The following is a 26,282-nucleotide window of genomic DNA, read 5'->3' as shown; positions in this document are numbered from 1 at the left end:
GTGTGCAAGTTAGTCGCGCCTTATTGTGACTTACTCAGATTTACTGATTGACTCGGGGCATGACGCAGACAGCCAGCACCCCGGAGGCCCGTGAGGCCCGGTGGTCGGCTGCACTGCACTCCTCCCACCGGAGGGTGACGCGCCAGCGCCTCGCCGTCCTCGCCGCCGTCGAGCAGTCGCCGCATGCCACCGCCGACGAGGCCGCCACCGCGGTCCGCGCCGCCCTGCCGCACATCACCGTGCAGTCGGTCTACGTGGTCCTGGCCGACCTCACCGACCTCGGCCTCCTGCGCCGCATCGACACGCCGCACTCCCCCGCCCGGTACGAGACCCGTGTGGGCGACAACCACCACCACGCCGTCTGCACCGGCTGCGGCCGGATCGAGGACGTGGACTGCGCCGTGGGACACGCCCCCTGCCTGACTCCCGAGTGGTCGCCCGGCGCCCACCGCATGACCATCCAGATCGCCGAGGTCCTCTACCAGGGCCTCTGCGACGACTGCCGCTCGGCAGCCCCCAGCCCCCAACCATCCGAATCCCACGAATAGGAGCACTATGTCCGCGAACTTCAGCACCACGCAGTCCGGCGCCCCCGTCATCGATGACAGCAACTCGTCCGTCCTCGGCCGCGACGGCGCCGTCCCGCTGACCGACCACTACCTCGTCGAGAAGCTCGCCCAGTTCAACCGAGAGCGCGTCCCCGAGCGCGTGGTGCACGCCAAGGGCGGCGGAGCCTTCGGTGTCTTCGAGACCACCGAGGACGTCAGCATGTACACCCGCGCGGCGCTCTTCCAGCAGGGCACGACGACGGAGACCCTCCTCCGCTTCTCCTCCGTGGCCGGCGAGCAGGGTTCGCCCGACACGTGGCGCGACCCTCGCGGCTTCGCGCTCAAGTTCTACACCTCCGAGGGCAACTACGACCTCGTGGGCAACAACACCCCGGTGTTCTTCATCCGCGACGGCATCAAGTTCCCTGACTTCATCCACTCGCAGAAGCGCCTCCCCGGCACCAACCTGCGCGATGCCGACATGCAGTGGGACTTCTGGACCCTGAGCCCCGAATCGGCACACCAGGTGACCTGGCTGATGGGCGACCGCGGCCTGCCGAACTCCTGGCGCACCATGAACGGTTACGGCTCCCACACGTACATGTGGATCAACGAGTCCAACGAGAAGTTCTGGGTCAAGTACCACTTCAAGTCCAACCAGGGCCACGAAGTCCTCACCGTCGACGAGGCCGAGTCGCTGGCCGGCTCGGACGCCGACCACCACCTGCGCGACCTGTCCGAGAACATCGCCAGGGGCAACCACCCGAGCTGGGACCTCAAGGTCCAGATCATGCCCTACGACGACGCGAAGACGTACCGCTTCAACCCGTTCGACCTCACGAAGGTCTGGCCGCAGGCCGACTACCCCCTGATCCCGGTCGGCAGGCTCACGCTCAACCGCAACCCGGAGAACTACTTCGCGCAGATCGAGCAGGCCACTTTTGCGCCGTCGAACTTCGTGCCCGGCATCGCCGCGAGCCCGGACCGCATGCTGCAGGCCCGTATCTTCTCCTACGCGGACGCCCACCGCTACCGCGTGGGTACCAACCACGCGCAGCTGCCGGTGAACATGCCGAAGAACGAGGTGCGCAACTACTCGAAGGACGGCGCCGGCCGCTACCACTTCAACTCCGCCTCCACCCCGGTGTACGCACCGAACTCGGTGGGCGGACCCGCCGCGGACCCCGCACAGTACGGTGCGCACGGCGGCTGGGAGAACGACGGCGACCTCGTCTACGCGGCCCACTCGCTGCACGCGGAGGATGACGATTTCGGCCAGGCCGGAACGCTGTACCGCGAGGTGTTCGACGACGCCCAGCGTGCCCGCTTCCTCGAGACGATCACCGGTGCGGTCGGCGGCGTGAAGAGCGACGAGATCCGCGCCCGGGCCGTCCAGTACTGGGCCAATGTGGATGCCGAGCTCGGCGCGAAGCTTGCCGCGAACCTCGGCCGCGGCGTCACGCCGGCCACCGAGTCGGAAGCAGCCCTCTACTAGGGGGACCGCACCGGCCTGCAGAACCACTGCAGGAACCGCACGAACACCCGCACGAACGAAGGGCGGACCCGCACGGGTCCGCCCTTCCGCGTCGGCGCCACCGGAACCCGGAACCGGCGTTCGCCACGTGGTGGTGCGCTCTCCTAGGCTGGGGTGATGCCGTCACTGCCCTGCGCCGAACTCCACCTGCACATCGAGGGGACCCTCGAGCCGGACCTCATCTTCGCGCTCGCCGCCCGCAACGGGATCGACCTCCCCTACGCCGACACCGCGGACCTCGCGGCCCGTTACGCGTTCACGGACCTTCAGTCCTTCCTCGATCTCTACTACGCGAACATGGACGTGCTGCGCACGGAAGAGGACTTCGCGGACATGACGCGGGCGTACCTCCGCCGCGCAGCCGCCGCCGGCGTGCGCCACGCCGAGATCATGATGGACCCGCAGGCCCACCTCGCCCGCGGCGTCGCCCTCGAGACGTGCGTGAACGGAGTGGCCGGGGCCCTCGCCACGAGCGAGGCCGAGTTCGGCGTCAGCACGGCGCTCATCGCCGCGTTCCTCCGCGACCGTCCGGCCACCGAGGCGCTCGGGGTGCTGCAGAACCTTCTCGCCATGGACGCCCCCATCATCGGTATCGGTCTCGACTCGGCGGAGGTGGGATATCCGCCGTCGCTCTTCGCCGAGGTGTACGACCGCGCCCGCGGCGCCGGACTGAAATGCATCGCGCACGCAGGCGAGGAGGGTCCGCCCGCCTACATCTGGGAGGCGCTCGACGTCCTGCGGGTGGACCGGCTGGACCACGGCATCCGCTGCATGGAGGACGAGGCCCTCGTGGAGCGGCTCGTCCTCGACCGCGTACCGCTGACCGTCTGCCCGCTCTCGAACGTCCGGCTCCGCGCCGTCGACACCCTGCCGGCCCATCCCCTGCCGGAGATGCTTGCGCGTGGGCTGAACGTGTCGGTGAACTCGGACGATCCTGCCTACTTCGGCGGCTACGTGGACGACAACTTCACTGCGCTGGGGAAGGCCTTCGGGCTCGGAGCGGACCAACTCGCCACGCTTGCCGGGAACTCCTTCCGGTCCGCGTTCCTCGATGCCGGACGCCGTGCGGCGCTGCTGGCCGAGGTGGAGGCCTGGCGGGCCGCGGAACAGGCCGGCACCGCCTGACCCCGGACGCTACCGCCCTGCTGCGGCGGGAGGTCCGCCCGGTCCGCGCCTCAGCGCCGTCGGCCCAGTGGCGACAGGGCGGTGCCGATGGCGGTCCCGGCAAGGAGCGCCGCCAGAGCAGGGTGCTTCTCCGCCTTGAGGTAGTAGCTGCGGCCACGGACCCAGCCCTGGTGCGTTCCGCGCTCGTGAAGGCCGTAGCCCGGCTGGTGCAGGGCGCTGTCGCCGGTCCGCCGCGACGGCCTGTCCGCGCGCTGCGACCGGTACATGTGCCATTCCATGAACCGGTCCATGAGCCGTGGGGCGATGGCAGCGGCAACCACCCCCAGCTTCACCTGGGACCCGATGAAGAGGTCACGGGTGGGATGCACGGCGGCGTGCAGGATGGCCTCGGCAACGGCCTCGGGCGGGTAGATCATGCCGCGATGCGCGGGCTGCTGGTCGATGTAGCTCTGGGCGTGCTCGTTGTAGGGGGTGTCGATCCGACCCGGGTGCAGCAACGTCACGCTCACCGGCACGCCCTGCGCCTCCATCTCCATCCGAAGGGCGTCGGTCCACCCGTGGACGGCATGCTTGGTGCTCGAGTACGTGGACTGCACCGGGGTGGCACGGTCGCCGAAAACGCTGCCCACGGTGACGATGGCTCCCGACGCGCCGGTCCGCCCCCTGTACTGCCGCACAGCCTCCCTGGACCCGTAGACGACGCCCCAGTAGTTCGTATCCATCATGCGGTGCATGTCCTCGATAGACACCTCGTCCACGGACCCGAAGATCGACACCCCCGCGTTGTTGACCCAGGTGTCGAACCCGCCGAACTCCTGTCGGGCCACGACGGCGATGTGCTCGACGTCCTCCTGCCGACCGACGTCGGCGACGACGTGCTGTGCACGTCCGCCCGCAGCACGGATCTCCTGCTCGAGGGACCGGAGGGCCTCACCGTTGCGGGCGGCCAGGACGACGGCGGCTCCGCGCTTCGCCGCCATCCGCGCCGTGACCAGGCCGATGCCGCTCGAGGCTCCGGTGATGACGATGACCTGGTCCTTCAGGGACTTCAACTGGGATGTCATGGCTCAACACTCCTGTGCGCGGGAAGGACCGCACAACGTATTCGCGGCCGCGACGGATCACCGCAGGGGCCTTCACCGGGCCCGGATTCTGTGCTTTCCTTCACATCCGGGGGAATTCATTGGTCCCGCGCAAAAGGCCGGTGATACCTTGCGGCCATGGACACCACGACGCACCGCCCCGAGCTCGACGACGCGGACCTGATCGTCCGGCACTCCCTGCTGGAGGACGTCCTCGGGATCGTCACGGGCACGTTCACGGTGTCCCTCGGCCTGTTCCTGCTCAAGACGAGCGGCGCGGTCACCGGCGGTACGGCCGGCCTCGCCCTGCTGCTGAGCTATGTGGGAGGACTCCCCTTCAGCGTCCTGTTCTTCGCCGTGAACGTGCCCTTCTTCGCCCTGGCGGTGTGGAAGAAGGGCTGGGACTTCACCCTGCGCACCATGGCGGCGGTCGCCCTCGTCTCGGGCCTGTCCTACCTGCACCCGCTGGCACTCGGCGGGCTGACCCTCGACCCGCTCTACGCCGCCCTCGGCGGCAACCTGCTGGCCGGGGTCGGACTCCTCATCCTCTTCCGGCACAAGGCGAGCCTCGGCGGGTTCAACATCCTCGCACTGATCCTGCAGGAACGACTGAACTGGCGGGCCGGGTACGTGCAGATGGCACTGGACACGGGCATCATCCTCGCCGCCTTCACCGTCGTCGAGCCGGTGGCCGTCCTGCTGTCCGCGATCGGTGCCGTACTGCTCAACCTCGTGCTGGCCCTCAACCACCGGCCCGGGCGCTACCTCGGCGCGTAGCCGCCCGGGCCCCGTAACCGCCCTATACCGGGACCGGCTCACGCTCCTTCTCCTCGCGCAGGAGCTTCGCGCCCTCGACGTCGACGTCGGGCAGGATCCGTCCGAGCCACGCGGGCAGCCACCACGCATGCCTGCCCAGGAGGTACATCGCTGCCGGGACCAGCGTCATGCGGACCACGAACGCGTCCAGCAGCACCCCGAAGGCGAGCCCGAACCCGATGGGGCGGACCATGGCGAGGTGCGAGAACACGAAGCCGGCGAAGACGGAGACCATGATGATGGCCGCGGCCGTGACCACGCGCGCCCCGTGGCTGAAGCCGACGCGCACCGCCGCCTTAGGGTCGCCGCCGTGGACGAACGCCTCGCGCATGCCGGACACCAGGAACATCTGGTAGTCCATGGCGAGCCCGAAGAGCACACCGATCAGGATGATCGGGAGGAAGCTCAGGATCGGCCCCGGGTTCGTGATGCCGAAGAAGTCGCCCAGCCAGCCCCACTGGTAGATGGCGACCGTGGCGCCGAAGCTCGCGAGCAGCGAGAGCAGGAAGCCCGCGGTCGCGATGATGGGCACGAGGATCGAGCGGAAGACCAGCAGCAGCAGAATCAGCGACAGCCCGACGACGATGCCGAGGTAGACCGGCAGCGCCTCCATGAGCTTGGCCGAGACGTCGATGTTGGCGGCCGTCTGGCCGGTGACGGCGATGGGGACGCCGGTCTGTTCCTCGAATTCGTCGGTCGAGTTCCGCAGGTCGCGGACGAGGTTCTCCGTGGGCTCGCTGGCCGGACCCTCCTCCGGGATGACCTGGAAGATCGCCGTGCGGCCGTCCTCGCTCACCGTCGCGGGCACGGAGGCGGCTACGCCGGGGACGTCGCGCAGCAGGTCGTTGACGTCCAGCTGCAGGGCCGTGAGCTCCGCCTCGCCGGCCGTCTCGGGCAGGGACCCGACGACGATCAACGGCCCGTTGGTTCCTGCTCCGAACTTCTCGCCGATGGTGCTGTAGGCCTGGAACGCCGTCGAGTCGGCGGGCTCCGTGCCGCCGTCGGGCAGCCCGACGCGCAGTTGCGCCGCCGGAACGGCGATGACGCCCAGCAGGACCACACCAGCAAGGACCGTCAGGACGGGCTTCCGGGTTGCGAGTCCGCCCCAGCCGGCGCCGTTCGCCGCGCGCTGGTCCGCGAGGGACGTCCCACTGTCGCTGTCCAGGGGCACCGCGGCCGAGTGCTTGTGGCCGCGCGCCCTGTCCCAGCGGCGCTTCGAGATGATCCGCCGCCCCATCAGGGCGAGGAGGGCCGGCGTCAGGGTCAGCGCCACGAGCACCGAGACGGCGACCGTGCCGGCAGCCGACAGGCCCATCACGGTCAGGAACGGCAGCCCGGGGACCGCCAGCGCCGCCAGCGCAACGATCACCGTGATGCCCGCGAAGAGGACCGCATTGCCTGCCGTTCCGGTCGCGCGGGCGATCGACTCCTGCATCTCCATACCGTGCAGCAGCTGCGTCCGGTGGCGGTTCACGATGAACAGTGAGTAGTCGATGCCGACGGCGAGGCCGAGCATCAGGGCGAGGACCGGCGAGATGCTGTTCAGCTCGACGACGCCCGAGAGTGCGAACGTGATGCCCACGCCCACGCCGACGCCCACCACGGCCATGAGGAGCGGCAGGCCGGCAGCGATCAGCGTACCGAGCATGACGATGAGGACGGCGGCAGCGACGGCCAGACCGAGGGCCTCCGTGGCGCCGACGATGCCGGAGACGTCTTCGACGATCTCCTTGCTGTAGTCGACGGTCACTCCTGCGGACTCGGCCCCTGCGGCCTGCTCCTGCACGCTTTCCCGCAGTTCAGGCGAGACGCTGTTGATCTGCTGGTCGAACTGGACGCTGGCGACGGCGGTGGAGCCGTCCTCGGACAGGAGGCGAACGCCGGAGGTGGCGTCCACCTGCCGTTGCCCGAGGTCGAGCTGGGTCCTGCTCGACTCGAGCCGCTCGCGTCCGGCTTCGAGCTCCGTCCGGCTGGCGTCGAGCTGGGCCTGTCCCTGCTGGAGCTGCTCCTCGATGGCTGCGACCCGTGCCGGGCGAAGCAGACGGCGGGCCTGCTCGAACTGGGTGCGCTGCTGGTCGAGCTGCGCCTGCCCCTGCTCGAGCTGCGCCTCGCCCGCACTCAGCTGCTGCTCCCCCGCCTCGAGCTCGGCACGTCCTGACTCGAGGTCCTTGGCTCCGGCTGCCATCTGGTCCGCCACGTCGAACGGATCGATGACGCCCCGGACGCCGTCGAGCCCCGAGATGGCGGCCAGCGCGGACTGGACGCCCTCGCGCTGCTCCGCCGAGAACGCGGCCCCGTCGTCGGTGGTGAAGACGACCGTGCCCGTGCCGCCGACGGCCTCGGGCAGCTCCTCCCGCAAACGGTCGGAGATGCGCTGCGACTCGGTGCCGGGGATCGTGAAGTTGTTCGTCAGGGTGCCGGAGAAGGCGACGGCGGCGCCTCCCACTGCGAGCATGATCGCGAACCAGGCGGAAATGACCCACCATCGCCTGCGGAAGGCGAACGAGCCGAGCCGGTAGAGCAGAAAAGCCATGAGGAGTCCTTGCGGGGAGTTGGAAAGCGGAAGGATCAGGAACCGGCAGGAGTGCCGTCGGGGACGGCGACGGGATCGGCGAAGCCGTCCCGCAGCATGGTCAGGGAAGCGAGGATGCGTGCCTCGAGCTGCTTCCCGGCGTCGTCGCCCGGCTCCGGCGTACTCGCCGCCCAGTCCCGCATCGCGGCCTTCGTGCAGGACAGCACGCACCCCACGAGGGCCGAGAGGTAGAGATCCGGTGCGGCGGCCCCTAGCCGGCGACGCAGTGCCCCGACGATCCGGGTTTCGGCCCGCTCCCACGAATGGAGCTGGGCGCGCAGGAGATCCGGATTCGTGTCCGCCATGCGGAAGAGTTCGCCGTGCAGCGACAGACCCTCCATCCGCGTCGTCTCGCTGAAGGAGCGCACGATGGAGTCGAACAGCGGCTCGTCCTGGGGCATCTCCCCGAAGACCTCGAGCGCCAGCTCGAGGAACGTGTCGGTGCGGACGGTCAGCGCATCCTCCGCGCTGTGGAAGTAGTTGAAGAACGTCCGGCGTGAGACACCGGCGCGTCCGGCGATCTGGTCGACGGTGAAGGCCCCCGGCCCGACAGACCGTGCGAGGTCGAAGGCCGCGTCGGCGATCGCGCGGCGCGTGTCGACCTTGTTCTGCTCGCGGCGCCCCAGCGGCTCCGCGTTGTCGGTTGTACTCAGCACGAACCAAGCCTAGATGCGAAGTTGCACACCGTGCAACAAAGGCGATCGCGGGATTTCCCTCGTGACCCGCTCCTGCCGGGCGTACTCTTGCCCAGGCACCTACCCTCGACTCCGGAGGCATTCATGAAGACCATCACCCTCGGCTCCGGCCTCGACGTCTCCCGGCTCGGTCTGGGCTGCATGGGAATGTCCGCGTTCTACACGGGCAGCGGCAAGGACGACGCCGGTGCGACGAAGACCATCCACCGCGCCCTCGATCTCGGCGTCACCTTCTTCGACACCGCGGAGATCTACGGCCCCTACACGAACGAGGAGCTGCTGGGCCGTGCCCTCCGGGGCAGGCGCGACGACGCCGTGATCGCGACGAAGTTCGGGACGATCCGCCACACGGCCGGCGATGCCCGGGGTCTGGACGGCAGCCCGGAGAACGTGCGGCTCTCGGTCGAAGGATCCCTCAAGCGCCTGGCGACCGATTCCATCGACCTCTACTACCAGCACCGCATGGACCCCTCCGTGCCGGTGGAGGACACCATGGGCGCCCTGGCCGAACTGGTCCAGGAGGGCAAGATCCGGCACATCGGCCTCTCCGAGGCAGCGCCGGAGACCATCCGCAGGGCGCACGCGGTCCACCCGGTGACAGCACTGCAGACCGAGTATTCGCTGTGGAGCAGGGATCCCGAAGCCGAGATCCTCCCGCTGGTGCGTGAGCTCGGCATCGGCTTCGTGCCCTACTCCCCACTCGGCAGGGGATTCCTGACCGGGACCATCCGCTCGGTCGACCAGCTCGACGAGACGGACTTCCGCCGCAACAACCCCCGTTTCGCGGGAGAGAACCTGCAGGCGAACATCCGGATCGTGGAACAGGTGGACGATGTCGCACGCCAACTCGACGCCACCCCCGGGCAAGTCGCCCTTGCCTGGCTCCTGGCGCAGGGAGACGATATCGCCCCGATCCCCGGCACCAAGCAGGTGCGCTACCTCGAGGAGAACGTCGCGGCCGACGCCCTGGTCCTCACGGAGGACCAGCTGGCGCAGCTCGGCGCCGTCGCGGCTCCCGTCGGGGACCGTTACGAGGACATGTCGGCCGTCAACCGCTAGCCGGAGGGCGGTACCGGCGGTCCGCAAGGGCGAACTTTCCGCCCGGAACCGTCGTTCACGGTGATAGACCGTAAGGATGCTTGCTGATTCACCGGGGGTCGGCCACGACCCGTTGCGCAGTTCCGGCGGGCTCCACGAGGCCAACCGGTTCCAGCGCGGTGTCGCGGAGTTCCTGCGCCTTCCGCTGGTTGTGACCGCTGCCTTCTGCCTCGTAGCTGTCGGCGTCTCGCTGCTGGACCGGCTCACCTCCGACGACGCCGGCGTGCGCACGGTGGTCCGGTCCATCGTGTCCGAGGAGGGCGCCGTCGACTTCCTCGCCGCCGTGGCCACGAGCCTCCTGACGGTCACCTCGATCACCTTCTCGGTCCTGCTCCTCGCCGTGCAGCAGACGGCGAGTTCCCTCACCCCGGTGGTCTTCGACCAGTTCCTCCGCAGGACCTCGAACCAGCTGTATTTCGGCTTCTTCATCGGCGCCACCGCTTTCTCCTTCCTCGTCCTCGGGCTCGCCCGTCAGCAGCCCGCCCCGCTCTACAGTGCCGCCCTGACCCTGGTCCTGGCCGTAGCCGCCCTCGTGGTCCTGCTCATGCTCATCCACTCGACGATCGACCAGATGCGCCCCGAATCCGTGGTGCGCTCCATCCACGAACTCGCGCTGCGCGCCCGGGAGGTGGAACTGAAGATGCTCGGGCGGACCCGGATGGCGCGCCACTCGGACCCGGACGAGCCCGAGCGCGAAGTGCACGCCATGGATACCGGCTTCGTGGTCACGGTGGACACCGAGAAGCTCGGGCAGATCGCCGCGGCGGCGGGGGATGACGTCGAGGTGATCGTGGAGGGCCGGCTGGGCGAGTACCTGGTGTTCGATGACCTCCTGGTGCGGCTCGTCGGCGTGGGGCCGGAGGATTCCAGCTACGACGAGGAGGTGATCAGCGCCTTCGGCATCGACGACATCCGCGATGTGAACGTCGAGTCCGGGTACGCCCTGGACCAGCTGGAGAACATCGCCTGGGAGACGGGTACCAGTGCCTCGCAGAGTCCCCAGACGGCGTCGACGGCGGTGCGTACGCTCAGTGACCTGCTGGGCCGGTGGCTCATCGCGGGCGAACGCGACCGCTCGGACCGGAGCATCGCGCGGGACGAACTCCCGGTCGTCTACACCGACGGCGCGGTCGAGCGGGGCATGGTCGCCCTGTCCACCCTGCTCGTCGGCGCCTCCGAATCCCGCCAGGCGCAGACCACGGCCAAGATCCTGCACTCCTTCGCCCGGCTGCTGCCCAGGCTGCAGGACACCGATCGGCCGGCCTTCGACCAGGCCCTGGACGCAGCCCTTCCCGCGGTGATCCAGCAGGCCGAGATCCCGCCGCTTCGCGACGCACTCGCCGAACTCGAGAAGGTCATGGACCGGCACGGACACGACACCGAACGCGTCCGGCTCACCCGCGACCTCCTGCGGGAGGCGACGGTCCGGATGATGCCGAAACCCTCGGACGAACCGGAAGCCGCCAACCCCCGGAGATAGCGGGGACGCAGATGACGCAGGCCAAGGAGGAGCTCCGCACTGTGTGGAGCCCAGGAAGAAGGAGAAGACATGTGTGGGATTGCCGGGGAGATCGCCTTTCGGGGCGCCCGTGCCGAGCAGGAACCCGTCGCGCGTATGACCGCCGCGATGGAATCGCGGGGGCCGGATGGTCATGGGGCCTGGACCAACGGGTGGGTCGCGCTGGGACACCGGAGGCTCACCATCATCGATCTCTCCGATGCCGGCGCACAGCCGATGTACGACGGCGGCTCCGGGCTCTCCCTCGTGTTCAACGGCTGCATCTACAATTACCCCGAGCTCCGTGCTGAGCTCGGCGGGGACCGTGTCTTCTCCTCCACGAGTGATACGGAGGTCGTCCTGCGCGCCTACGAGCGCTGGGGTGAGGACTTCGTGGACCACCTCGTGGGCATGTTCGCCATCGCCATCGTGGACGAGCGCCGCGAGCGCGTGGTAATGGCCCGGGACCGGCTCGGCATCAAACCCCTCTACGTGGCGGACCTGCCGGGACGGCTGCGCTTCGCGTCGACCCTTCCCGCCCTCGTGGCCGGTGGAGGAATCGACACCTCGATCGACGAGGTGGGGCTCCACCACTACCTGAGCTGGCACTCGATCGTCCCTGCACCGCGGACCATCCTGCGTGGAGTGCGGAAGGTACCCCCCGCGACGGTGCGGGTCATCGACGCCGACGGCAGCCAGCGCGATCGCGTGTACTGGAAGCCCGACTACGTGCGGGACCCGGACAAGGCGGACTGGAGCGCGGCCGACTGGCAGGATGCGCTCCGGGAGTCCCTGACCACCGCCGTCCGCCGCCGCCTCGTGTCGGACGTACCCGTGGGCGTACTCCTGTCGGGCGGCGTCGACTCGAGCCTGATCGTCGCGCTCCTCGCGGAACTCGGCCAGGAGGGACTCAGCACCTTCAGCATCGGCTTCGACGGTGCGGGCGGTGAGGAAGGGGATGAGTTCCGCTACTCGGACCTGATCGCCGAGAAGTACGGGACCCGGCACCACCGGATCTCCATCGACAGCGGGGAGCTGGTGCCGGCCATCGAGGACACCATCGCCGCCATGACGGAGCCGATGGGCACGCAGGATGTTACGGGGTTCTACCTGCTGTCCAAGACCGTCTCGGAGCACATCAAGGTGGTGCAGTCCGGCCAGGGGGCGGATGAGGTCTTTGCGGGCTATGCCTACCACCAGCCCGCGGGCACCGCCCCGCGTGATGCGGCGCTCGATGCGTTCCGGGGCGCGTTCCTGGATCGCACGCACGTAGAGATCGCCGACGTCGTCGAACCGGAGTGGTATGCCGACACCGATGTCAGCAGGGCCCTGTTGGAGGCGCACCTCGGCGCACCCGGCGCGGAGACCGCCCTCGATGCCGTCCTGCGGCTCGACACGCACCTGCTGCTGGTTGATGACCCCGTGAAGCGCGTGGACAGCATGACGATGGCGTGGGGTCTCGAGGCCCGCGTCCCCTTCCTCGACCAGGACCTCGTCAGCCTCGCAGCCCAGTGCCCTCCCGAGCTCAAGGCCACACAGGGCGGGAAGGGCATCCTCAAGGACATCGCGCGCCGGGTCATCCCGGCGGAGGTGATCGACCGACCCAAGGGCTACTTCCCGGTCCCACCGGTCAAGTACCTCGCCGAGCCGCTCCTCTCGACGGTCCGTGACGCCCTGCGGGCCCCCGAGGCGAAGGACCGCGGGCTCTTCCGCACCGACTACGTGGACCTCCTGCTGGATGAACCGAACGGGCACTACAGCCCCGGGGGAAACAACATGCTGTGGCAGCTGGGCGTGCTGGAACTCTGGCTGCAGCGCCACGGCATCACGGGATGACGTAGCGGTCACAAGGGCCCGTCAGTACCGGATCCTGTCAGCGTCGGCCGGTGCGGCGCACGGGAAGGGTGCCCGTGTTCGCCAGTTCCTCCGCCACCGCCAGGAGTTTGGCGTTCGTCTCCGTGGACACCTGCACCAGCATGATGAATGCCTGTCCTGCCGTGACGCCGTACCGCTCCATCAGGATGCCCTTCGCCTGGCCGATCAGGTCCCGGGTGGCGACGGCATCCCTGAACTGGTGGAGTTTCTGCGCGTCGGCGAAGGCGACGGCGGCATGGGAGGCGACCAGCAGCCCCACGTAATCGGACTCGTCGGTGAAGGCATGCGCCGAGCGGCCGATGAGGTTCAGTGCGCCGAGGTTGTCCCCCTCGACGAAGAGCTGGAAGGAGAGCATGCTGCCCGCTCCCGCCGCGGCCGCCTCGGCGGAGAACGCGGGCCACCGGTCCTCGTTGCGCATGTCGGGCACGCGGACAGTCTGTTCCTCGTAGGCGGCGCTCATGCAGGGTCCTTCGCCGGTGCGCTCCTGCAGTTCGTCGATCGTCCGTGCGAGGGCCCCTGACGCAGCACGCGATTCGACCCGGCGGCGCCCGAGCACCAGGGTGATCGAACCCTCGTCGGCGCCGGGAACCAGGGTGATCGCGGCCCGCACCAGGTGCTCCAGGACAGCGTCCTCGCTGTCCTCCCGCTGGAGGGACCGGGCGAGTTCGCTCAGCTTTCCGGCGACGTCGTCCTGCGGCACGCTCCAGGCGTCGTCACGGACCGGAAGTGCGTCATCCGTGGTCATGGCAGCCCTCCTGCTCGATCGACACAGTCCTGGGGGCGGAAGCCCCCGGTGGCCGCAAGCATCACGGTACCAGCGACTTCCGCCGCCCGGGCCGGTGTTCACCCACCGCTGTACTATCTCCTCATGGGTTCGCACCACCACCACGCCCCCAGCGCGGCAGCCGGCCGCAGGCCGCTGGTCGGCGCGCTCGTGATCACGCTCTGCGTCTTCGTCCTGCAGGTCATCGGGGCGCTGTGGACCGGCAGCCTGGCGCTGCTCTTCGATTCGGTGCACGTCCTGACCGACGCGGCCGGCCTGGCGATGGCCCTCGGGGCCGTCACGCTCTCGGTCCGCCCCGCCACCCCTCGGCGTTCGTGGGGTTTCCGTCGTGCAGAAGTCATCGCCGCACTGCTGCAGGCAGCGTTCCTGCTGGCGGTCGGGACCTACGTGGTCATCGAGGGAGTACGGCGCCTGATCTCACCCGAGGACGTGGCCGCACCGGAGATGATCGTCTTCGGCGCTGTCGGCCTCGCCGGGAACGTCGCCGCCCTCGTCCTGCTTGCGCGCCACCGCGCCGCCAGTTTCAACCTGAGGGCCGCGTTCCTCGAAGTGCTCAACGACGCGCTGGGGTCGGTGGCCGTCATCACCGCCGCCGTCGTCATCGCCCTGACAGGATGGATGCGCGCGGACGCCGTCGTCGCCCTCCTCATCGGTGCGCTCATCATCCCGCGCACCCTGACGCTGCTGCGCGAGACGATCGACGTCCTCCTCGAGTCCACGCCGGTCGGGATCGACCTCGAGGAGGTGCGCTCCCACATCGCCCGCCTCCCCCAGGTCCGGGACGTCCATGACCTGCACATCACCCAGATCGCCACCGGCCTTCCCGTCCTCACGGCGCACATCGTCGTCGACGACTGCTGCTACCGGGACGGCTCGGCCCACGCCGTCCTCGACCAGCTCCAGGAATGCGTCGGCCAGCACTTCGACGTGAGCATCGACCATTCCACGTTTCAGATCGAGCCACTGGGCCACGTGCCCCACGAGACGGAGCTGAGCCACTGATGCCGGCGACCCTGACCCCGACGACCGTGACCTCGACCTCGGTGCTGGAGCGTGTGGGAACGGCCCTGTCGGACCCGACCCGCGTGCGGGTCCTGGTGGCCCTGCGGGACGCACCGGCGTATCCCAGTGAACTGGCCGAGGTCCTGGGCGTGAGCCGCCAGAGCCTGTCCAACCACCTCTCGTGCCTGCGCGGGTGCGCTCTCGTCGTGTCCGTGCCCGAGGGGAGACGGTCGCGCTACGAACTCGTGGATCCGAAGCTCGGCCACGCCCTCACCGATCTCCTCGGGATCGTGCTGGCGGTCGATCCGGAGCACCAGGATCACGGGTACCGGAGGACTCCTGACGGCGCAAGGAGCCCGGGTGACGGTCCCGGGCCCCTTCCCTAGCCCATCAGCCTCGAGCGGATGAGGAAGCGCTTGCCCTCCGGAGCTTCGACGGAGAACCCGCTCCCGCGGCCCTGCACCACGTCCACGGTGAGGTGGGTGTGGCGCCAGTACTCGAACTGCTCCCGCGACATCCAGAACTCGATGAGCCGGGGCGCGTCGCCATCCGCCGGGCCGGCGGCGTCTCCGCCGCCGTGCCCGTCCGGACGCCCCGACCCAGCGGTGATGTCGAGGACGCCGAGGAGGATGTCCGCCTCGGCGGTGAGGAACTCCCCCGCGGGATAGCACATCGGCGACGAACCATCGCAGCACCCGCCCGACTGGTGGAACATCAGCGGCCCGTGGACGAGCCACAGTTTGTCCAGCAGTTCGACGGCGCTCATGGTCAGCGCCACCCGGGAGACGGTTTCCCCCGGGATGGTCACCGAGGCCTCGACGGTCATCGCAACTCCTAGAAGAACCCGAGCTTGGATTCCGAGTAGCTGACCAGCAGGTTCTTGGTCTGCTGGTAGTGGTCCAGCATCATGGCGTGGTTCTCCCGGCCGATACCGGAGGACTTGTAGCCGCCGAAGGCCGCTCCCGCGGGGTAGGCGTGGTAATTGTTCACCCAGACCCTGCCCGCCTCGATCTCCCGGCCCGCGCGGTAGGCCACGTTCCCGTTCCTCGACCAGACTCCGGCGCCGAGGCCGTAGAGGGTGTCATTGGCGATCTCCATGGCTTCGGCGTAGTCGGCGAAGCGCGTCACGGACACGACCGGTCCGAAGATCTCCTCCTGGAACACCCGCATGCTGTTGGTGCCCTCGAACACCGTGGGCTTCACGTAGTAGCCCTCGGCGAGGTCGCCGTCGAGCACGTTCCGCTCGCCTCCGATGAGGACCTTCGCACCCTCCTGTGCGCCGATGTCCATGTAGGACAGGATCTTCTCGAGCTGGTCGTTGGAGGCCTGGGCACCCACCTGCGTCTCCGTGTCGAGCGGGTTGCCCTGCACCATCTTCCCCACGCGGGCGATCGCATCGGACATGAACGAGTCGTAGATCGAACCCTGCACGAGGGCACGGGACGGGCACGTGCAGACCTCGCCCTGGTTGAAGGCGAAGAGCGCGAAGCCCTCGAGCGCCTTGTCGTAGAACGGGTCGTTGCTGTCCGCGACGTCGGAGAAGAAGATGTTGGGGCTCTTGCCGCCGAGCTCCAGCGTGACGGGGATCAGGTTCTGGCTCGCGTACTGGCTGATCAGGCGGCCCGTGGTCGTCTCACCGGTGAACGCGATCTTGCGGATGCGCTTGCTCGAGGCCAGCGGCTTGCCCGCCTCGACACCGAACCCGTTGACGACGTTCACGACGCCCGCGGGCAGGATGTCGCTGAGGAGCTCCATCAGCACCAGGATGGACGACGGCGTCTGCTCGGCAGGCTTCAGCACGACGGCGTTCCCCGCGGCGATAGCGGGGGCGAGCTTCCAGGTGGCCATGAGGATCGGGAAGTTCCAGGGGATGATCTGTCCGACGACGCCGAGCGGCTCGTGGTAGTGGTAGGCCGTCATGTCGTCGTCGAGCTGCGACAGGCGCCCTTCCTGCGCGCGGATTGCGCTGGCGAAGTACCGGAAGTGGTCGGCCGCGAGCGGAATGTCGGCGGCGAGGGTTTCACGCACCGGCTTGCCGTTGTCCCAGGTCTCCGCGACCGCGAGCATCTCGAGGTTCGCCTCGATGCGGTCGGCGATGCGGTTCAGGACCGAGGCCCTCTCGGCGACCGAGGTCTTGCCCCAGGCGGGAGCGGCCTTGTGTGCCGCATCGAGCGCGAGTTCGATGTCTTCCGCAGTGCCGCGCGCGACCTCGCAGAAGCTCTTGCCCGTCACGGGAGAGATGTTCTCGAAATACTGGCCCTTGCTCGGGGCGACCCATTCACCGCCGATCCAGTTCTCGTACCTCGGCTTGAAACTGACCTTCGAACCGTCCTGGCCGGGCTGGGCGTAAACAGGCATTGTCGAACTCCTTGAACTCCGTGAATGCGGGACGTCGTCGTCCCTGTTCCACAGCGTAGGAGCCGGATAGTTGCAGCAACGTTGCATGCGGGCGTTCCTCGCGGACGCCCGTGGCCACGGTGCGGGCCGAGCGGCGCCTAGCCCTGCCCGGACGTGGCGCCTGCCGCACCCTCGACCGGCTGGGACGGGTCCGTCCCCGGGGAAACCGTCTCGGGATCGGCGCCGGGGTCGGTGTCGGGTTCGGTGTCGGGTTCGGTTGACGGATCAGCGGGGGCCTCGGGGTCGCCGCACGGCGGGTCGGCCGGGTCGGTCTCCTTGCCCGAAGCCCGTTCAGCTTCCGGGGTCGGGTCCGTGCCCGGCTCTGAAGTTCCGGTGGTCGGGTGCGTGCCGGGTGCGGAAGGAACCGATACGGGTTCAGGCGTCGCTGAAGCGGACGTCGGGGTCCCCGATGGCGCGGGATCCGTTGTCGACGTGCCATCTGCCGACGAATCCGGAGTCGACGGGTCGGTGTCACACGACGGGTCCGTCGTCGGGGTCGGATCCGGGTCGGGAACCGGGGTCGGAGCCGGGGTCGGAGCCGGCGTCGGAGCCGGCGTCGATTCCGGGGTGGGAGCCGGCGTCGTATCCACCGGCTTCGTAGCGTCCGGGCCGGCGGGGTCCGACGGGGTCGACTTCGGCGGCGTTGAAGGGCTGGACTTCGGCTGGGTCGACGTCGGCGGGACCGGTGGGGTCGTCGGCTTCACCGGGGTCACCGGCTTCGGCGGGGTCGTCGGCTTCGGCGGGGTCGTCGGCTTCACCGGGGTCGTCGGCTTCGTCGGGGTCGTCGGGGTCCCCGGCTTTGCCGGGACGGACGGGCTGGAGGCACGCGGAGCGGTCGATCCCGGCTTGGCGGGCTTCGACGGAGCGCTCGGGGTGGTCTTGGGAGCACCACTCGCAGCAGGCAGTTTGGGGGCCCGGGGTGCCGGACCGGGCACGTTCGGCGTCGCAGGCTTGGAGGGCTGCTGTCCCCCGGATCCGACGATTCCCGAAGGACCGGATGCCACGGGGAGTGCACCGGGTTCCGTGGTCGGTGCCGGCTGGTCCGAGCGGGTGGAGGATTGCGCCCAGGCCGGGATGTCGGATGCACTGCTGCCGCTCGGCGAGTAGTCCTTCAGCTCGCCCTTGCGCTCTCCGTGCCGGGTGGAGACCAGCTTCCACCGCGCGGGGTCGACATGTTCTCCGTCGAGGATGGTCTCGAAGTGCAGGTGGCAGCCGGTCGAGGAACCCGTCGAGCCCACTTCGGCAATGGGGTCGCCGCTGTTGACGGTGTCCCCCTCCACGACCGAGATGCCCTGAAGGTGGTTGTAGCTCGTGATGAGGCCGTTGCCGTGATCGACCTCGACCCGGTTGCCGCCTCCCCACTGGTGCCAGCCGACGGCACGCACCGTGCCGGCGTCGGCAGCATAGACCGGAGTGCCGCAGGGGGCGGAGTAGTCCTGACCCGTGTGGAATTCCCCCGCCTCCCCGGTGATGGGGCTCATGCGGAACCCGAAGGAGGAACTCGGGGCGAGCTCGTCGAGGGGTGCGAACAGCTTGCCCGCGGGCGGTCGTTGCGTGGGGACTGCGGTCGTCGAGACAGGGTCTGCGCCGGCTCCGCTTCCTGCGGGCTTCGGGGCCACCGTCATGCGCGGACCTACTGCGTCGAGCGCATCAAGACTGTCGAGCGGCGCGAGGAGGGACGAGCCCACGACACCCGTCGGAAGGTCATCACCCTGGAGGACCGCGGAATGGCGCGGCGCGCCGGGCGCCACGGCCGACGCCGCTTCCCACGACTGCGGGACGATCCCCTGGAATCCGACGAAGCAGACCACCATGGCCAGGCTTGCATTCATTCTCGTGCGGGAGGTACGGACGATACGCACCCCAGGTGTTCCCGGGTGCTGGCCAGCCTGCGTCACGAAATTCCCCTTGTAGTGGTGCGTCTGGTGATCCATCCGCAGGACCGCTCTGCCCGCCGGATCGTCGGCCACCATGGACAACGGTAGCCCGATCCCGGCCATGTCGCGACGAATTGTCGAGATCCGCTACCAAAATTTAGGAGAACTTGAGCCGGACGACGGTGCGGCTGACAGTTCCGCCTCGAGCCACTCCACGTGCGCGACGACCGCAGCCCGCTTCGGGGACCGCCCGGGCAGGACCCGCAGCGCGACCTGCCATGCCTCGGCGTCGTACTCCGCCTCGGCGAGGGCAAGGTACTGCAGCACCGTGTCCGGCGCCCCGTCGTTGAGGACGGCGTCCCGCAGCAACGCCGACACCTCGCCGCGCAGGCGCACGATGGACGGTGCCTGTGAGCGGGGAAGCACCGGCCCGCGGTAGATCTCGAGCGCCATGCGGTGTGCGCCGCGGTGCAGGTAGTTCAGGACCTGGACGGCGTCCACGACCAGCTCGGTGGGCACGCGGTACGGCCTGGACTGGGGAACGATCCCGCCGCCGTGCCCCGCCAGGACCTTGCGCAGCCGCAGCATCTCGGCACGGACCGTGGTGACCGATGCGTCCTCGGGGTAGGCCATGATCGCGAGCTGGTCCGCGGTCAGCCCCTCCGGATGCAGTGCCAGGAGCGTCAGCAGTTCCGCGTGGCGGGGACTGAGTTCCAGCGCCGCCCCTCCGGCATGCACCACGCCGTGATCCGTGCCGAGGATCTGGAGGCTGTTCCGGTACAGGGCCGCCGGTGTACAGGCCGAGCGGCGCCGCTTCGCCCCCGGCAGCCGGCTCCTGAGCCGGTGGATGCTCAGGTGCGCCTCCGCTGCGGCAACCGCAGCCTCGACGAGCGACAGCGTGGATGTGGCGACGGCGTCGGCCGTTCCCGTGATGTCGATGACGCCGAGCACCGTGCCCGAGTCGGGGTCGTGGAGGGGCACGGCCGTGCAGCTCCACGGGTGGGCCAGGGGGCTGAAGTGCTCGGCTCCCGCTATCTGCACGCTGCGCTGCAGGGCCAGTGCGGTGCCCGGCGCACTGGTGCCGACGCTCGCCTCGGACCAGTCCGTGCCGGCCATGAACAGCATGCCTTCGGCCCGGCGCCTCAGGTCACGGTCGCCGTCGACCCACAGCAGCCGGCCGTTCTCGTCCCCCACCGCGACGAGCATCCCCGACTCCAGGCTCGGCTGCACGAGCAGGCGGTCGATGACGGGCATGATCGCGGCGAGGGGGTGCCCCTGGCGGTACGCCTCGAGGTCCTCCTCGGAACAGAACATCCGGGCACGCGCCGTGCCCGGATTCGGCAGGAACGCCAGCGACCGGAGCCAGGAGTCGTGCACGATGCCGCGCAGGGACCCGTCCACGCCCTCTCCCTGGCCCAGCGCCTCATGGGCCGCGAGGGCCTTCCGCTGCAGGACGTCGGAGGACAGCTCCGCTACGGGGATGGAACGGGACGGCGACATCGGCACTCCGCTTCGTGATCGTCCCGTGACCGGGGACAGGCCACAGTGTAGCGGGACTACTCGCCGCGAGAAATGGCCACCATGTCCTCACGGGGCACGAGCTTCACTCGCTCGCGTACGAGTTCCGCGTTGCCCGACGTGTTCACGAAGTTTGCTCCCAGCTTCAGCTCGTGGGCGTCCAGCTTGAGCCAGCCTTCCCACGTCGTGTACCGCACGCCGCGCTCCGAGAGGAGGTTGATGATCGCGTCCTCGGACGGGTCCTCGGCGGGAGGAAGGTTGAGCCGGTCCTCGAGGAGGAATCCGATCGTCTCCAGCGCGTCACCCTTCGTGTGCCCGATGAGGCCCACCGGCCCGCGCTTGATCCACCCCGTGGCGTAGATCCCCGGGACGGGCTTGCCGTCCTCGTCGATGACGCGTCCGCCCTCGTTCGGGATGACGCCGCGCTTGTCGTCGAAACCGACCTCGGGCAGTTCCGAGCCGAAGTACCCGATGGCCCGGTAGACGGCCTGGACGGGGTAGTCGATGAACTCGCCCGTTCCGCGGACGTTGCCGTCCCCGGTCAGCTCCGTGCGCTCGAACTTCATGCCTGCGACCTTGCCGGGCGTCTCGGGCGAGTCGTGGATCTCCACGGGCGAGTGCAGGAAGTGGAGGTGCAGGCGCCGGGAGGCACCCGTCGGCTCATCCTCCACCAGCCAGTTGGTGAGGGTCTTGACCATCGTCTTGGTCTGGTTGTTCGTCGCGATCTGCTCCTCCGAGCCCGCGTCGAAGTCGAAATCCTCGGGGTAGAGGACGATGTCGACGTCGCGGGTGTGGGAGAGTTCGCGGAGTTCGAGCGGGGTGAACTTCACCTGGGCCGGACCGCGCCGGCCGAACACGTGGACGTCGGTCACCGGCGAGGACTTCAGGCCCTGGTAGACGTTGTCCGGGATCTCGGTGGAGAGGAGGTCGTCGGCGTGCTTCGACAGGATGCGCGCGACGTCGAGTGCGACGTTGCCATTGCCGATCACGGCGACCTCCTTCGCGTCCAGGGGCCAGTCGCGGCTGACATCGGGGTGGCCGTCGTACCAGGAGACGAAGTCGGCACCTCCGAAGGAGCCCTGGAGGTCGATGCCCGGGATGTCCAGGTCGGCGTCCCGGATAGCGCCCGTCGCGAAGATCACGGCGTCGTAGAAGCGGCGGAAGTCGGAGAGCGTGAGGTCACGGCCGTAGTTGACGTTGCCGAGGAAGCGGATGTCCCCGCGGTCCAGCACCTTGTGCAGGGCGTTCACGATGCCCTTGATGCGGGGGTGGTCAGGAGCAACCCCGTAACGGATCAGGCCGTAGGGTGCCGGGTACTGGTCGAAGAGATCGATGCTGACGGCAAAATCGCCGCCCTGGACCTCGTTCGACTTCGTCAGGATGTCGGCAGCGTAGACGCCTGCCGGACCGGCGCCGATGATCGCGACCCGCAGCGGTCGTGCCGCAGCTGAGGTAGACACTGATTAGCCTTCTTCCCGGGATGCTCCTGGTGGATAGCGCGGCGCAGAATAAGCGCACGCTTCCCTATTCTAAATGCCGGCACGCAGCACCGCCGAAATCAGTGGCAGGGATCTCGTCCGGCGCACCCGTCCCCCGTGCGCAGGCCGGGAGGGAATAAAGGCCGGTCGGGGCGGGTTCACGCCCTCGTGACTGGAACAGGCGAAAAGACTCAGCGACCCGCGAGGAGCGAGAACTCGGTAGGCATCCTCTTCGGCATCGGCGCCTACGGGCTCTGGGGTCTGCTGCCGCTGTACTTCCTGGTCCTGGCGCCGGCCGGTCCGATCGAGATCGTCGCCAACCGCGTGCTCTGGTCCCTGCTCTTCTGCGCGCTCCTCCTGACGGTCCTGCGCTCCTGGCGGCCGGTGCTCGCCGCCCTGCGCACCCCGCGGATCGTCGGGACGCTCGCCGTCGCGGCGCTCCTGATCGCCGTCAACTGGTTCGTGTACACCTACAGCGTCACCACGGGACAGGCCATCGAGGCCGCCCTGGGCTACTTCATCAATCCCATCGTCTCGGTGCTGCTGGGCGTGATCGTGCTGCGCGAGAAGCTGCGGCCGCTGCAGTGGGCGGCGATCGGCATGGGTCTGCTGGCAGTGGTCGTCCTGGCCGTCGGATACGGGGCCGTCCCCTGGATCGCCCTGTCCCTCGCCTTCTCCTTCGGCCTTTACGGCTTCGCGAAGAAGAAGGTGGGCTCGCGCGTGGACGCGATAACGAGCCTCAGCATCGAGACGGCGGCCCTGGCGCCGATCGCAGCGGCGGTCATGCTCTGGCTCGGGTCGACCGGTGATGCGACCCTGATGACCGAGGGGACGGGCCACTTCTGGATCATGGCCGCGTCGGGAGTCATCACCGCCGTCCCGCTGATCTTCTTCGGTGCTGCGGCCCGGCGCCTGCCGCTGACCACGATCGGGCTCCTGCAGTACCTCGCCCCCGTGCTCCAGTTCGTTCTCGCACTCCTGGTCCTCCACGAGGAGATGCCCTTCGAGCGGTGGATCGGCTTCGGCCTCGTGTGGGCGGGCCTCATCCTCCTGACCGTCGACATGCTGCGGACCGTCCGCCGTCAGCCACGGCTTGCGAAGACCCCCGAACCGGCCGCGACGGCGGCCTGAGGACGGGTCCCCTCCACGGCAGTCCTCAGCGCCGTAGCACCGCCGGTCAGTCCGGGTGCGGAAGCTGCACGGACGTGCCGGGCGCCGTGCCGCCCCCGACCTCTGCACCGAGGTAAGACGCGTTGAAACGCGACAGCAGACCGACGAGGTCGACGACGTCGGCCTGGTTCCAGCCCTCGAGCTGCCGGCGGAAGGCCCTGCGCCGGGCCCCGCGAGCACGCTCCACCCTGCGCATGCCCTCCTCCGTCAGTGCCACCGGGTGGGAGCGCTCGTCGTCGCCGGTCCTGCGGCGTTCCACGAGGCCCAGCCGCTGCAGCGCCGCCACATGTCCGCTCACTGCGGATTTGCTCATGCCCAGCGTCGCCGCGAGGTCGGTGACCCTGCACGCCCGGGCGATGCGCACTGCGGTCAGGACGCTGTACGCGGCCGGTTCCATCCCGGGGTCGATGTCGCGGGCGAGGACACGGCACACCAGTTGCTCGCTGCGGCACATCGCGGCCGCCTTCTCCTCGACCGCGTCGAGCGCGGCACGGCGGGAATCGCTTCCTGCCCGTTCATCGCGTCCTTCCATGGCCGAATAGTAGGCATGCGGGAGGGCATCGGCACCCTATTATGACGGCATTACCCGCCCTGATGACTGCGGGAGAGCGATGCAGCCGGCTGGTGCCGGCGCCGGTCAGGCCCGCGTCGTCGGCCTCGGCAGTCCCCTGAGCGGACACGGGGACGGCACGGCCGGGGGCGCCGCGGAGTTGATCCACTCCTCCGCAGCGCTTCCGGCCATGCCGCCTCGTCCGTCCAGCTATTCCGGTCCGTTGTTTCCGGTCCGTTATTCCCGGGCAGTTATTCCACGGGTGCGGTCCCCTGGGTGATCACTTCCTGGCGGAAGAAGGCCGGGTTGATCCGCGACCACACCAGCATCAGCACCACGCCGAGCAGGATGACTCCGATGCCGAGGATGAACACCATGCCGACGCCGAACAGCTCCGACCCGGAACCGTACTCGGGATCCATGGAGTCGACGGCCGTCTTGAAGAACATGACCAGCAGGATCACGCCACCGAGCAGGGGTGCCAGGAACCGGAAGAACATGTGGCGGATGCTCGAGAACGCCTGCGCCCGGAAGTACCAGACGCACGCCAGGGCGGTGATGCCGTAGTAGAAGCAGATCATCAGGCCGAGGGCCGTGATGGTGTCCCAGAGTGCGTTCTCGGAGACCAGCCGGGTGAACACGTAGAAACCGGCGGCGGCGACGGCGGCGGCGACGGTCGCGAAGCTCGGTGACTTGTGCTGGGGACTGATCCGCCCGTAGCCCTCGGGCAGGGCCTTGTAGTGGCCCATCGCCAGCAGCGTGCGCGCCGGGGAGACGAACGTGGACTGCAGGGACGCGGCCGAGGAACTGAGCACGGCCATGGACATGAGGATGGCGAAGGGGCCCATGACGGGACCTGCGAGCGTCGCGAAGATGCTCTCCTGGTTGTCCGGGTTGCCCGCGCCCAGTTCGCCCTCGCCCACGCCGGCGAAGGCGAGGGTCGCGAGCGCGACCGTGAGGTAGATGACGACGATGACGAAGACGGTCAGCGCACCCGCGCGGCCCGGGGTCTTCTTCGGGTTGGTGGTCTCCTCGCTCATCGTGAGTGTCACGTCCCATCCCCAGTAGATGAAGATCGAGAGCGAGACGCCCGCGGCGAAGGCGGAGAAGGATCCGACGGCGAACGGGTTGAACCACTCCGCACTGATGGGCGTCGCGTCGAAGGCGGTGCCGTCGGCGACGTGGAGGAAGGCTGCGATCGCGAACCAGGCGAGGACCACTAGCTGGAAGGTGACGAGCACGTACTGGACGGTCTTGGTGGCCTCCATCCCGCGGTACGAGACGTAGCAGGCGAGGGCGATGAACACGAGTGTCGTCGCGATGTTCACCGGCAGGTTCAGCGTGAGGTCCGCGATGGCGGGATCGTTGAGCAGCTGGGCGAGCATCAGGTAGAAGAAGTCCACCGCGACGGCGGCGAGGTTGGACAGCACGATCACGGTGGCGGCAACACTCGCCCAGCCGCTGATCCAGCCGATCCAGGGCCCGAAGGCGCGCGTGGCCCAGGTGAAGGACGTCCCGGAGTCCGGCATGGAGTTGTTCAGCTCGCGGTAGCCGAGGGCCACGAGCAGCATGGGGATGAAGCCCACCAGGAAGATGGCCGGGAGGTTGACCCCCACTTCCGCGACGGTGGGGCCGAGGGCTGCGGTCAGGGTGTAGGCGGGGGCCACGGAGGACACCCCGATCACCACGGCGCCCAGCAGGCCTACGGTCCCGGAGTCCAGGCCCTTGCTGCTGAGTCCTGTTCCCCTTTGTGTTGTCTCGTCGATGCTCATGCGTCCGCCTCTGTGGGTAAGGCGCCCGGGCCGGAAGTGGTGCCGGGCGTTGCGTACGTACGCGGGACGACGACCATGGGGATGGTCAGCGTACGTAGGATCTTGTTGGCCGTGGAGCCGAGGAAAATGCGCATGTGCTGCGCGAGGCGGCTCGATCCGACGAGCAGCACCTCCCCCTCGTCCCAGGCCAGGGCCTCGATGGCCTCCTCGACGGAGGCCCCTCGCGCGGTCTCGACGCTGACGCGTCCACCTGCCGCAAGGGACGACGCCGCCTCCGCGAGCCGCCGGTTCGCCTCGTCCTCCGCCCCGCCGGAATCCGGCTGGCCGGCGTCGAGCGAGACGAGGGATACGAGCCGCAGGGGCAGCCCGCGGCGTCGGGCCGAGGAGACGGCGACGGAGATGACGTCGTCGGCGCCCGCCCTCCGCCCGACAGCGCAGGTGAGGCGGGTGACGGGATCGGTGCGCCGGTAGGACCTGGGGGCCAGGGCCACCGGCACCGGGGACGCGTGCAGGAGGCTGCGGGCGACATTGCCGACACTGAACCGGGTGGCGAGCCCGCGTGAACTCGCGCCGATCACGATCAGGGACGCCTCGGTGTCCTCGGCCGCCTGGATGAGACCCTCCGCGTTCGATTCGGCCCGGACGACGACGCCGCGTGCGGAGACGTCGTCGGGCACGAGGGCGAGCCCCTGGTCCATCCACTCCCGCATCTGCTCGGACAGGAGGCTGTCGAAGCCCTTGCCCGGCGGGTAGGTCCCGGCGTAGGGCGAGTGCTCGGGCGTGACGAGGACGAGGTCCAGGGTGGCGTCCTGTCGGCGCGCCAGGGCGACGGCCAGGCAGACGGCGTCATGCCCGCGCTCGTCCGCCGTATAGCCGACGATATAGCGCACC

General features: G+C 69.0%; 22 protein-coding genes. 10 read left to right on the top strand and 12 right to left on the bottom strand.

The annotated features are described in order from the left end of the window. Positions 1–59 precede the first annotated feature (59 nt). From P5G52_RS07115 to P5G52_RS07105, 3 genes are all read left to right on the top strand, one after another. Positions 60–548, top strand: a complete 489-nt coding sequence (locus P5G52_RS07115) for a Fur family transcriptional regulator (protein WP_301225995.1) — start codon at positions 60–62, stop codon at positions 546–548. 7 nt (positions 549–555) lie between these two features. Next, a complete protein-coding gene (locus P5G52_RS07110) occupies positions 556–2,043 on the top strand; it encodes a catalase (protein WP_301225993.1) in 1,488 nt (495 codons plus the stop codon). A gap of 156 nt (positions 2,044–2,199) precedes the next feature. Continuing rightward, entirely contained in the window at positions 2,200–3,207 is a 1,008-nt protein-coding gene (locus P5G52_RS07105; protein WP_301225991.1) for an adenosine deaminase, read from the top strand. 50 nt (positions 3,208–3,257) lie between these two features. Here P5G52_RS07105 and P5G52_RS07100 read toward each other — a convergent pair whose 3' ends face one another. Further along, a complete protein-coding gene (locus P5G52_RS07100; RefSeq protein WP_301225989.1) occupies positions 3,258–4,271 on the bottom strand; it encodes an SDR family oxidoreductase in 1,014 nt (337 codons plus the stop codon). 156 nt (positions 4,272–4,427) lie between these two features. Here P5G52_RS07100 and P5G52_RS07095 point away from each other — a divergent pair, with 156 nt between their 5' ends. Continuing rightward, positions 4,428–5,066: a YitT family protein gene (locus P5G52_RS07095; protein WP_301225987.1), complete on the top strand. Its 639-nt coding sequence runs from the start codon at positions 4,428–4,430 to the stop codon at positions 5,064–5,066. A 22-nt stretch (positions 5,067–5,088) separates the two neighbouring features. Here P5G52_RS07095 and P5G52_RS07090 read toward each other — a convergent pair whose 3' ends face one another. Both P5G52_RS07090 and P5G52_RS07085 read right to left on the bottom strand, forming a co-directional pair. After that, the gene (locus tag P5G52_RS07090; RefSeq protein WP_301225985.1) at positions 5,089–7,638 is read right to left on the bottom strand and encodes an MMPL family transporter; all 2,550 of its coding nucleotides are present in this window, start codon (positions 7,636–7,638) and stop codon (positions 5,089–5,091) included. Positions 7,639–7,673: 35 nt separating this feature from the next. Beyond that, a complete protein-coding gene (locus P5G52_RS07085) occupies positions 7,674–8,333 on the bottom strand; it encodes a TetR/AcrR family transcriptional regulator (protein WP_301225983.1) in 660 nt (219 codons plus the stop codon). A gap of 123 nt (positions 8,334–8,456) precedes the next feature. Here P5G52_RS07085 and P5G52_RS07080 point away from each other — a divergent pair, with 123 nt between their 5' ends. The 3 genes from P5G52_RS07080 (at position 8,457) to P5G52_RS07070 (ending at position 12,804) form a co-directional block, all read left to right on the top strand. Then, on the top strand, positions 8,457–9,431 hold the full coding sequence (locus P5G52_RS07080) for an aldo/keto reductase (protein WP_301225981.1): 975 nt from the start codon (positions 8,457–8,459) through the stop codon (positions 9,429–9,431). 76 nt (positions 9,432–9,507) lie between these two features. Then, entirely contained in the window at positions 9,508–10,950 is a 1,443-nt protein-coding gene (locus P5G52_RS07075; RefSeq protein WP_301225979.1) for a DUF2254 family protein, read from the top strand. A 69-nt stretch (positions 10,951–11,019) separates the two neighbouring features. Beyond that, positions 11,020–12,804, top strand: coding sequence for an N-acetylglutaminylglutamine amidotransferase (locus P5G52_RS07070; protein WP_301225977.1), 1,785 nt, complete (start codon positions 11,020–11,022; stop codon positions 12,802–12,804). Positions 12,805–12,841: 37 nt separating this feature from the next. Here the strand turns inward: P5G52_RS07070 and P5G52_RS07065 are convergent, their stop codons facing one another. Beyond that, positions 12,842–13,588 (bottom strand): GAF and ANTAR domain-containing protein, encoded by a 747-nt coding sequence (locus tag P5G52_RS07065; RefSeq protein ID WP_301225975.1) that lies wholly within the window; start codon positions 13,586–13,588, stop codon positions 12,842–12,844. 123 nt (positions 13,589–13,711) lie between these two features. On the opposite strand from P5G52_RS07065, the gene P5G52_RS07060 reads away from it, so the two are divergent. Next, on the top strand, positions 13,712–14,629 hold the full coding sequence (locus P5G52_RS07060; RefSeq protein ID WP_301225973.1) for a cation diffusion facilitator family transporter: 918 nt from the start codon (positions 13,712–13,714) through the stop codon (positions 14,627–14,629). Beyond that, the gene (locus tag P5G52_RS07055; RefSeq protein ID WP_301225971.1) at positions 14,629–15,015 is read left to right on the top strand and encodes an ArsR/SmtB family transcription factor; all 387 of its coding nucleotides are present in this window, start codon (positions 14,629–14,631) and stop codon (positions 15,013–15,015) included. The genes P5G52_RS07060 and P5G52_RS07055 overlap by 1 nt, the downstream gene beginning before the upstream one ends. Here P5G52_RS07055 and P5G52_RS07050 read toward each other — a convergent pair. The 5 genes from P5G52_RS07050 to P5G52_RS07030 form a co-directional block, all read right to left on the bottom strand. Continuing rightward, complete coding sequence (locus P5G52_RS07050) at positions 15,012–15,455, bottom strand: DUF779 domain-containing protein (RefSeq protein ID WP_301225970.1); 444 nt, start codon at positions 15,453–15,455, stop codon at positions 15,012–15,014. The genes P5G52_RS07055 and P5G52_RS07050 overlap by 4 nt on opposite strands. Positions 15,456–15,463: 8 nt before the next feature. After that, positions 15,464–16,987: an acetaldehyde dehydrogenase ExaC gene (exaC, locus tag P5G52_RS07045; RefSeq protein ID WP_301225968.1), complete on the bottom strand. Its 1,524-nt coding sequence runs from the start codon at positions 16,985–16,987 to the stop codon at positions 15,464–15,466. Between the two features lie 137 nt (positions 16,988–17,124). Next, entirely contained in the window at positions 17,125–18,858 is a 1,734-nt protein-coding gene (locus P5G52_RS07040) for a M23 family metallopeptidase (RefSeq protein WP_301225966.1), read from the bottom strand. Positions 18,859–19,050: 192 nt separating this feature from the next. Then, positions 19,051–20,403 carry a GAF domain-containing protein gene (locus tag P5G52_RS07035; RefSeq protein ID WP_301225964.1) on the bottom strand — a complete coding sequence of 451 codons (1,353 nt, stop codon included), beginning with the start codon at positions 20,401–20,403 and terminating at the stop codon, positions 19,051–19,053. Positions 20,404–20,459: 56 nt separating this feature from the next. Beyond that, positions 20,460–21,881: an FAD-dependent oxidoreductase gene (locus tag P5G52_RS07030; protein ID WP_301225962.1), complete on the bottom strand. Its 1,422-nt coding sequence runs from the start codon at positions 21,879–21,881 to the stop codon at positions 20,460–20,462. Between the two features lie 186 nt (positions 21,882–22,067). On the opposite strand from P5G52_RS07030, the gene rarD reads away from it, so the two are divergent. Then, positions 22,068–23,030: an EamA family transporter RarD gene (rarD, locus tag P5G52_RS07025; protein WP_301225960.1), complete on the top strand. Its 963-nt coding sequence runs from the start codon at positions 22,068–22,070 to the stop codon at positions 23,028–23,030. A 46-nt stretch (positions 23,031–23,076) separates the two neighbouring features. Here the strand turns inward: rarD and P5G52_RS07020 are convergent, their stop codons facing one another. The 3 genes from P5G52_RS07020 to P5G52_RS07010 form a co-directional block, all read right to left on the bottom strand. Then, a complete protein-coding gene (locus P5G52_RS07020; RefSeq protein ID WP_301225958.1) occupies positions 23,077–23,601 on the bottom strand; it encodes a MarR family winged helix-turn-helix transcriptional regulator in 525 nt (174 codons plus the stop codon). A 269-nt stretch (positions 23,602–23,870) separates the two neighbouring features. After that, entirely contained in the window at positions 23,871–25,391 is a 1,521-nt protein-coding gene (locus tag P5G52_RS07015) for an APC family permease (protein WP_301225956.1), read from the bottom strand. After that, the gene (locus P5G52_RS07010; protein ID WP_301225954.1) at positions 25,388–26,281 is read right to left on the bottom strand and encodes a universal stress protein; all 894 of its coding nucleotides are present in this window, start codon (positions 26,279–26,281) and stop codon (positions 25,388–25,390) included. Before P5G52_RS07010 ends, P5G52_RS07015 begins: the two co-directional genes overlap by 4 nt. Position 26,282: the final 1 nt, after the last annotated feature.

The organism is Arthrobacter burdickii, assembly GCF_030433645.1.
Taxonomy (GTDB): domain Bacteria; phylum Actinomycetota; class Actinomycetes; order Actinomycetales; family Micrococcaceae; genus Arthrobacter_D; species Arthrobacter_D burdickii.
This window is presented reverse-complemented; position numbering and strand designations above follow the sequence as displayed.

What these genes read in the sequence shown, in the direction of transcription:
- P5G52_RS07080 (WP_301225981.1), top strand. Translation starts at nt 8,457, where the DNA reads ATGAAGACCATCACCCTCGGCTCCGGCCTCGACGTCTCCCGGCTCGGT.
- P5G52_RS07060 (WP_301225973.1), top strand. Translation starts at nt 13,712, where the DNA reads ATGGGTTCGCACCACCACCACGCCCCCAGCGCGGCAGCCGGCCGCAGG.
- P5G52_RS07100 (WP_301225989.1), bottom strand. Translation starts at nt 4,271, where the DNA reads ATGACATCCCAGTTGAAGTCCCTGAAGGACCAGGTCATCGTCATCACC.
- P5G52_RS07075 (WP_301225979.1), top strand. Translation starts at nt 9,508, where the DNA reads ATGCTTGCTGATTCACCGGGGGTCGGCCACGACCCGTTGCGCAGTTCC.
- P5G52_RS07095 (WP_301225987.1), top strand. Translation starts at nt 4,428, where the DNA reads ATGGACACCACGACGCACCGCCCCGAGCTCGACGACGCGGACCTGATC.
- P5G52_RS07070 (WP_301225977.1), top strand. Translation starts at nt 11,020, where the DNA reads ATGTGTGGGATTGCCGGGGAGATCGCCTTTCGGGGCGCCCGTGCCGAG.
- P5G52_RS07110 (WP_301225993.1), top strand. Translation starts at nt 556, where the DNA reads ATGTCCGCGAACTTCAGCACCACGCAGTCCGGCGCCCCCGTCATCGAT.
- P5G52_RS07090 (WP_301225985.1), bottom strand. Translation starts at nt 7,638, where the DNA reads ATGGCTTTTCTGCTCTACCGGCTCGGCTCGTTCGCCTTCCGCAGGCGA.
- P5G52_RS07050 (WP_301225970.1), bottom strand. Translation starts at nt 15,455, where the DNA reads ATGACCGTCGAGGCCTCGGTGACCATCCCGGGGGAAACCGTCTCCCGG.
- P5G52_RS07055 (WP_301225971.1), top strand. Translation starts at nt 14,629, where the DNA reads ATGCCGGCGACCCTGACCCCGACGACCGTGACCTCGACCTCGGTGCTG.
- P5G52_RS07040 (WP_301225966.1), bottom strand. Translation starts at nt 18,858, where the DNA reads ATGAATGCAAGCCTGGCCATGGTGGTCTGCTTCGTCGGATTCCAGGGG.
- P5G52_RS07035 (WP_301225964.1), bottom strand. Translation starts at nt 20,403, where the DNA reads ATGTCGCCGTCCCGTTCCATCCCCGTAGCGGAGCTGTCCTCCGACGTC.
- P5G52_RS07105 (WP_301225991.1), top strand. Translation starts at nt 2,200, where the DNA reads ATGCCGTCACTGCCCTGCGCCGAACTCCACCTGCACATCGAGGGGACC.
- P5G52_RS07015 (WP_301225956.1), bottom strand. Translation starts at nt 25,391, where the DNA reads ATGAGCATCGACGAGACAACACAAAGGGGAACAGGACTCAGCAGCAAG.
- P5G52_RS07115 (WP_301225995.1), top strand. Translation starts at nt 60, where the DNA reads ATGACGCAGACAGCCAGCACCCCGGAGGCCCGTGAGGCCCGGTGGTCG.
- P5G52_RS07020 (WP_301225958.1), bottom strand. Translation starts at nt 23,601, where the DNA reads ATGGAAGGACGCGATGAACGGGCAGGAAGCGATTCCCGCCGTGCCGCG.
- exaC (WP_301225968.1), bottom strand. Translation starts at nt 16,987, where the DNA reads ATGCCTGTTTACGCCCAGCCCGGCCAGGACGGTTCGAAGGTCAGTTTC.
- P5G52_RS07065 (WP_301225975.1), bottom strand. Translation starts at nt 13,588, where the DNA reads ATGACCACGGATGACGCACTTCCGGTCCGTGACGACGCCTGGAGCGTG.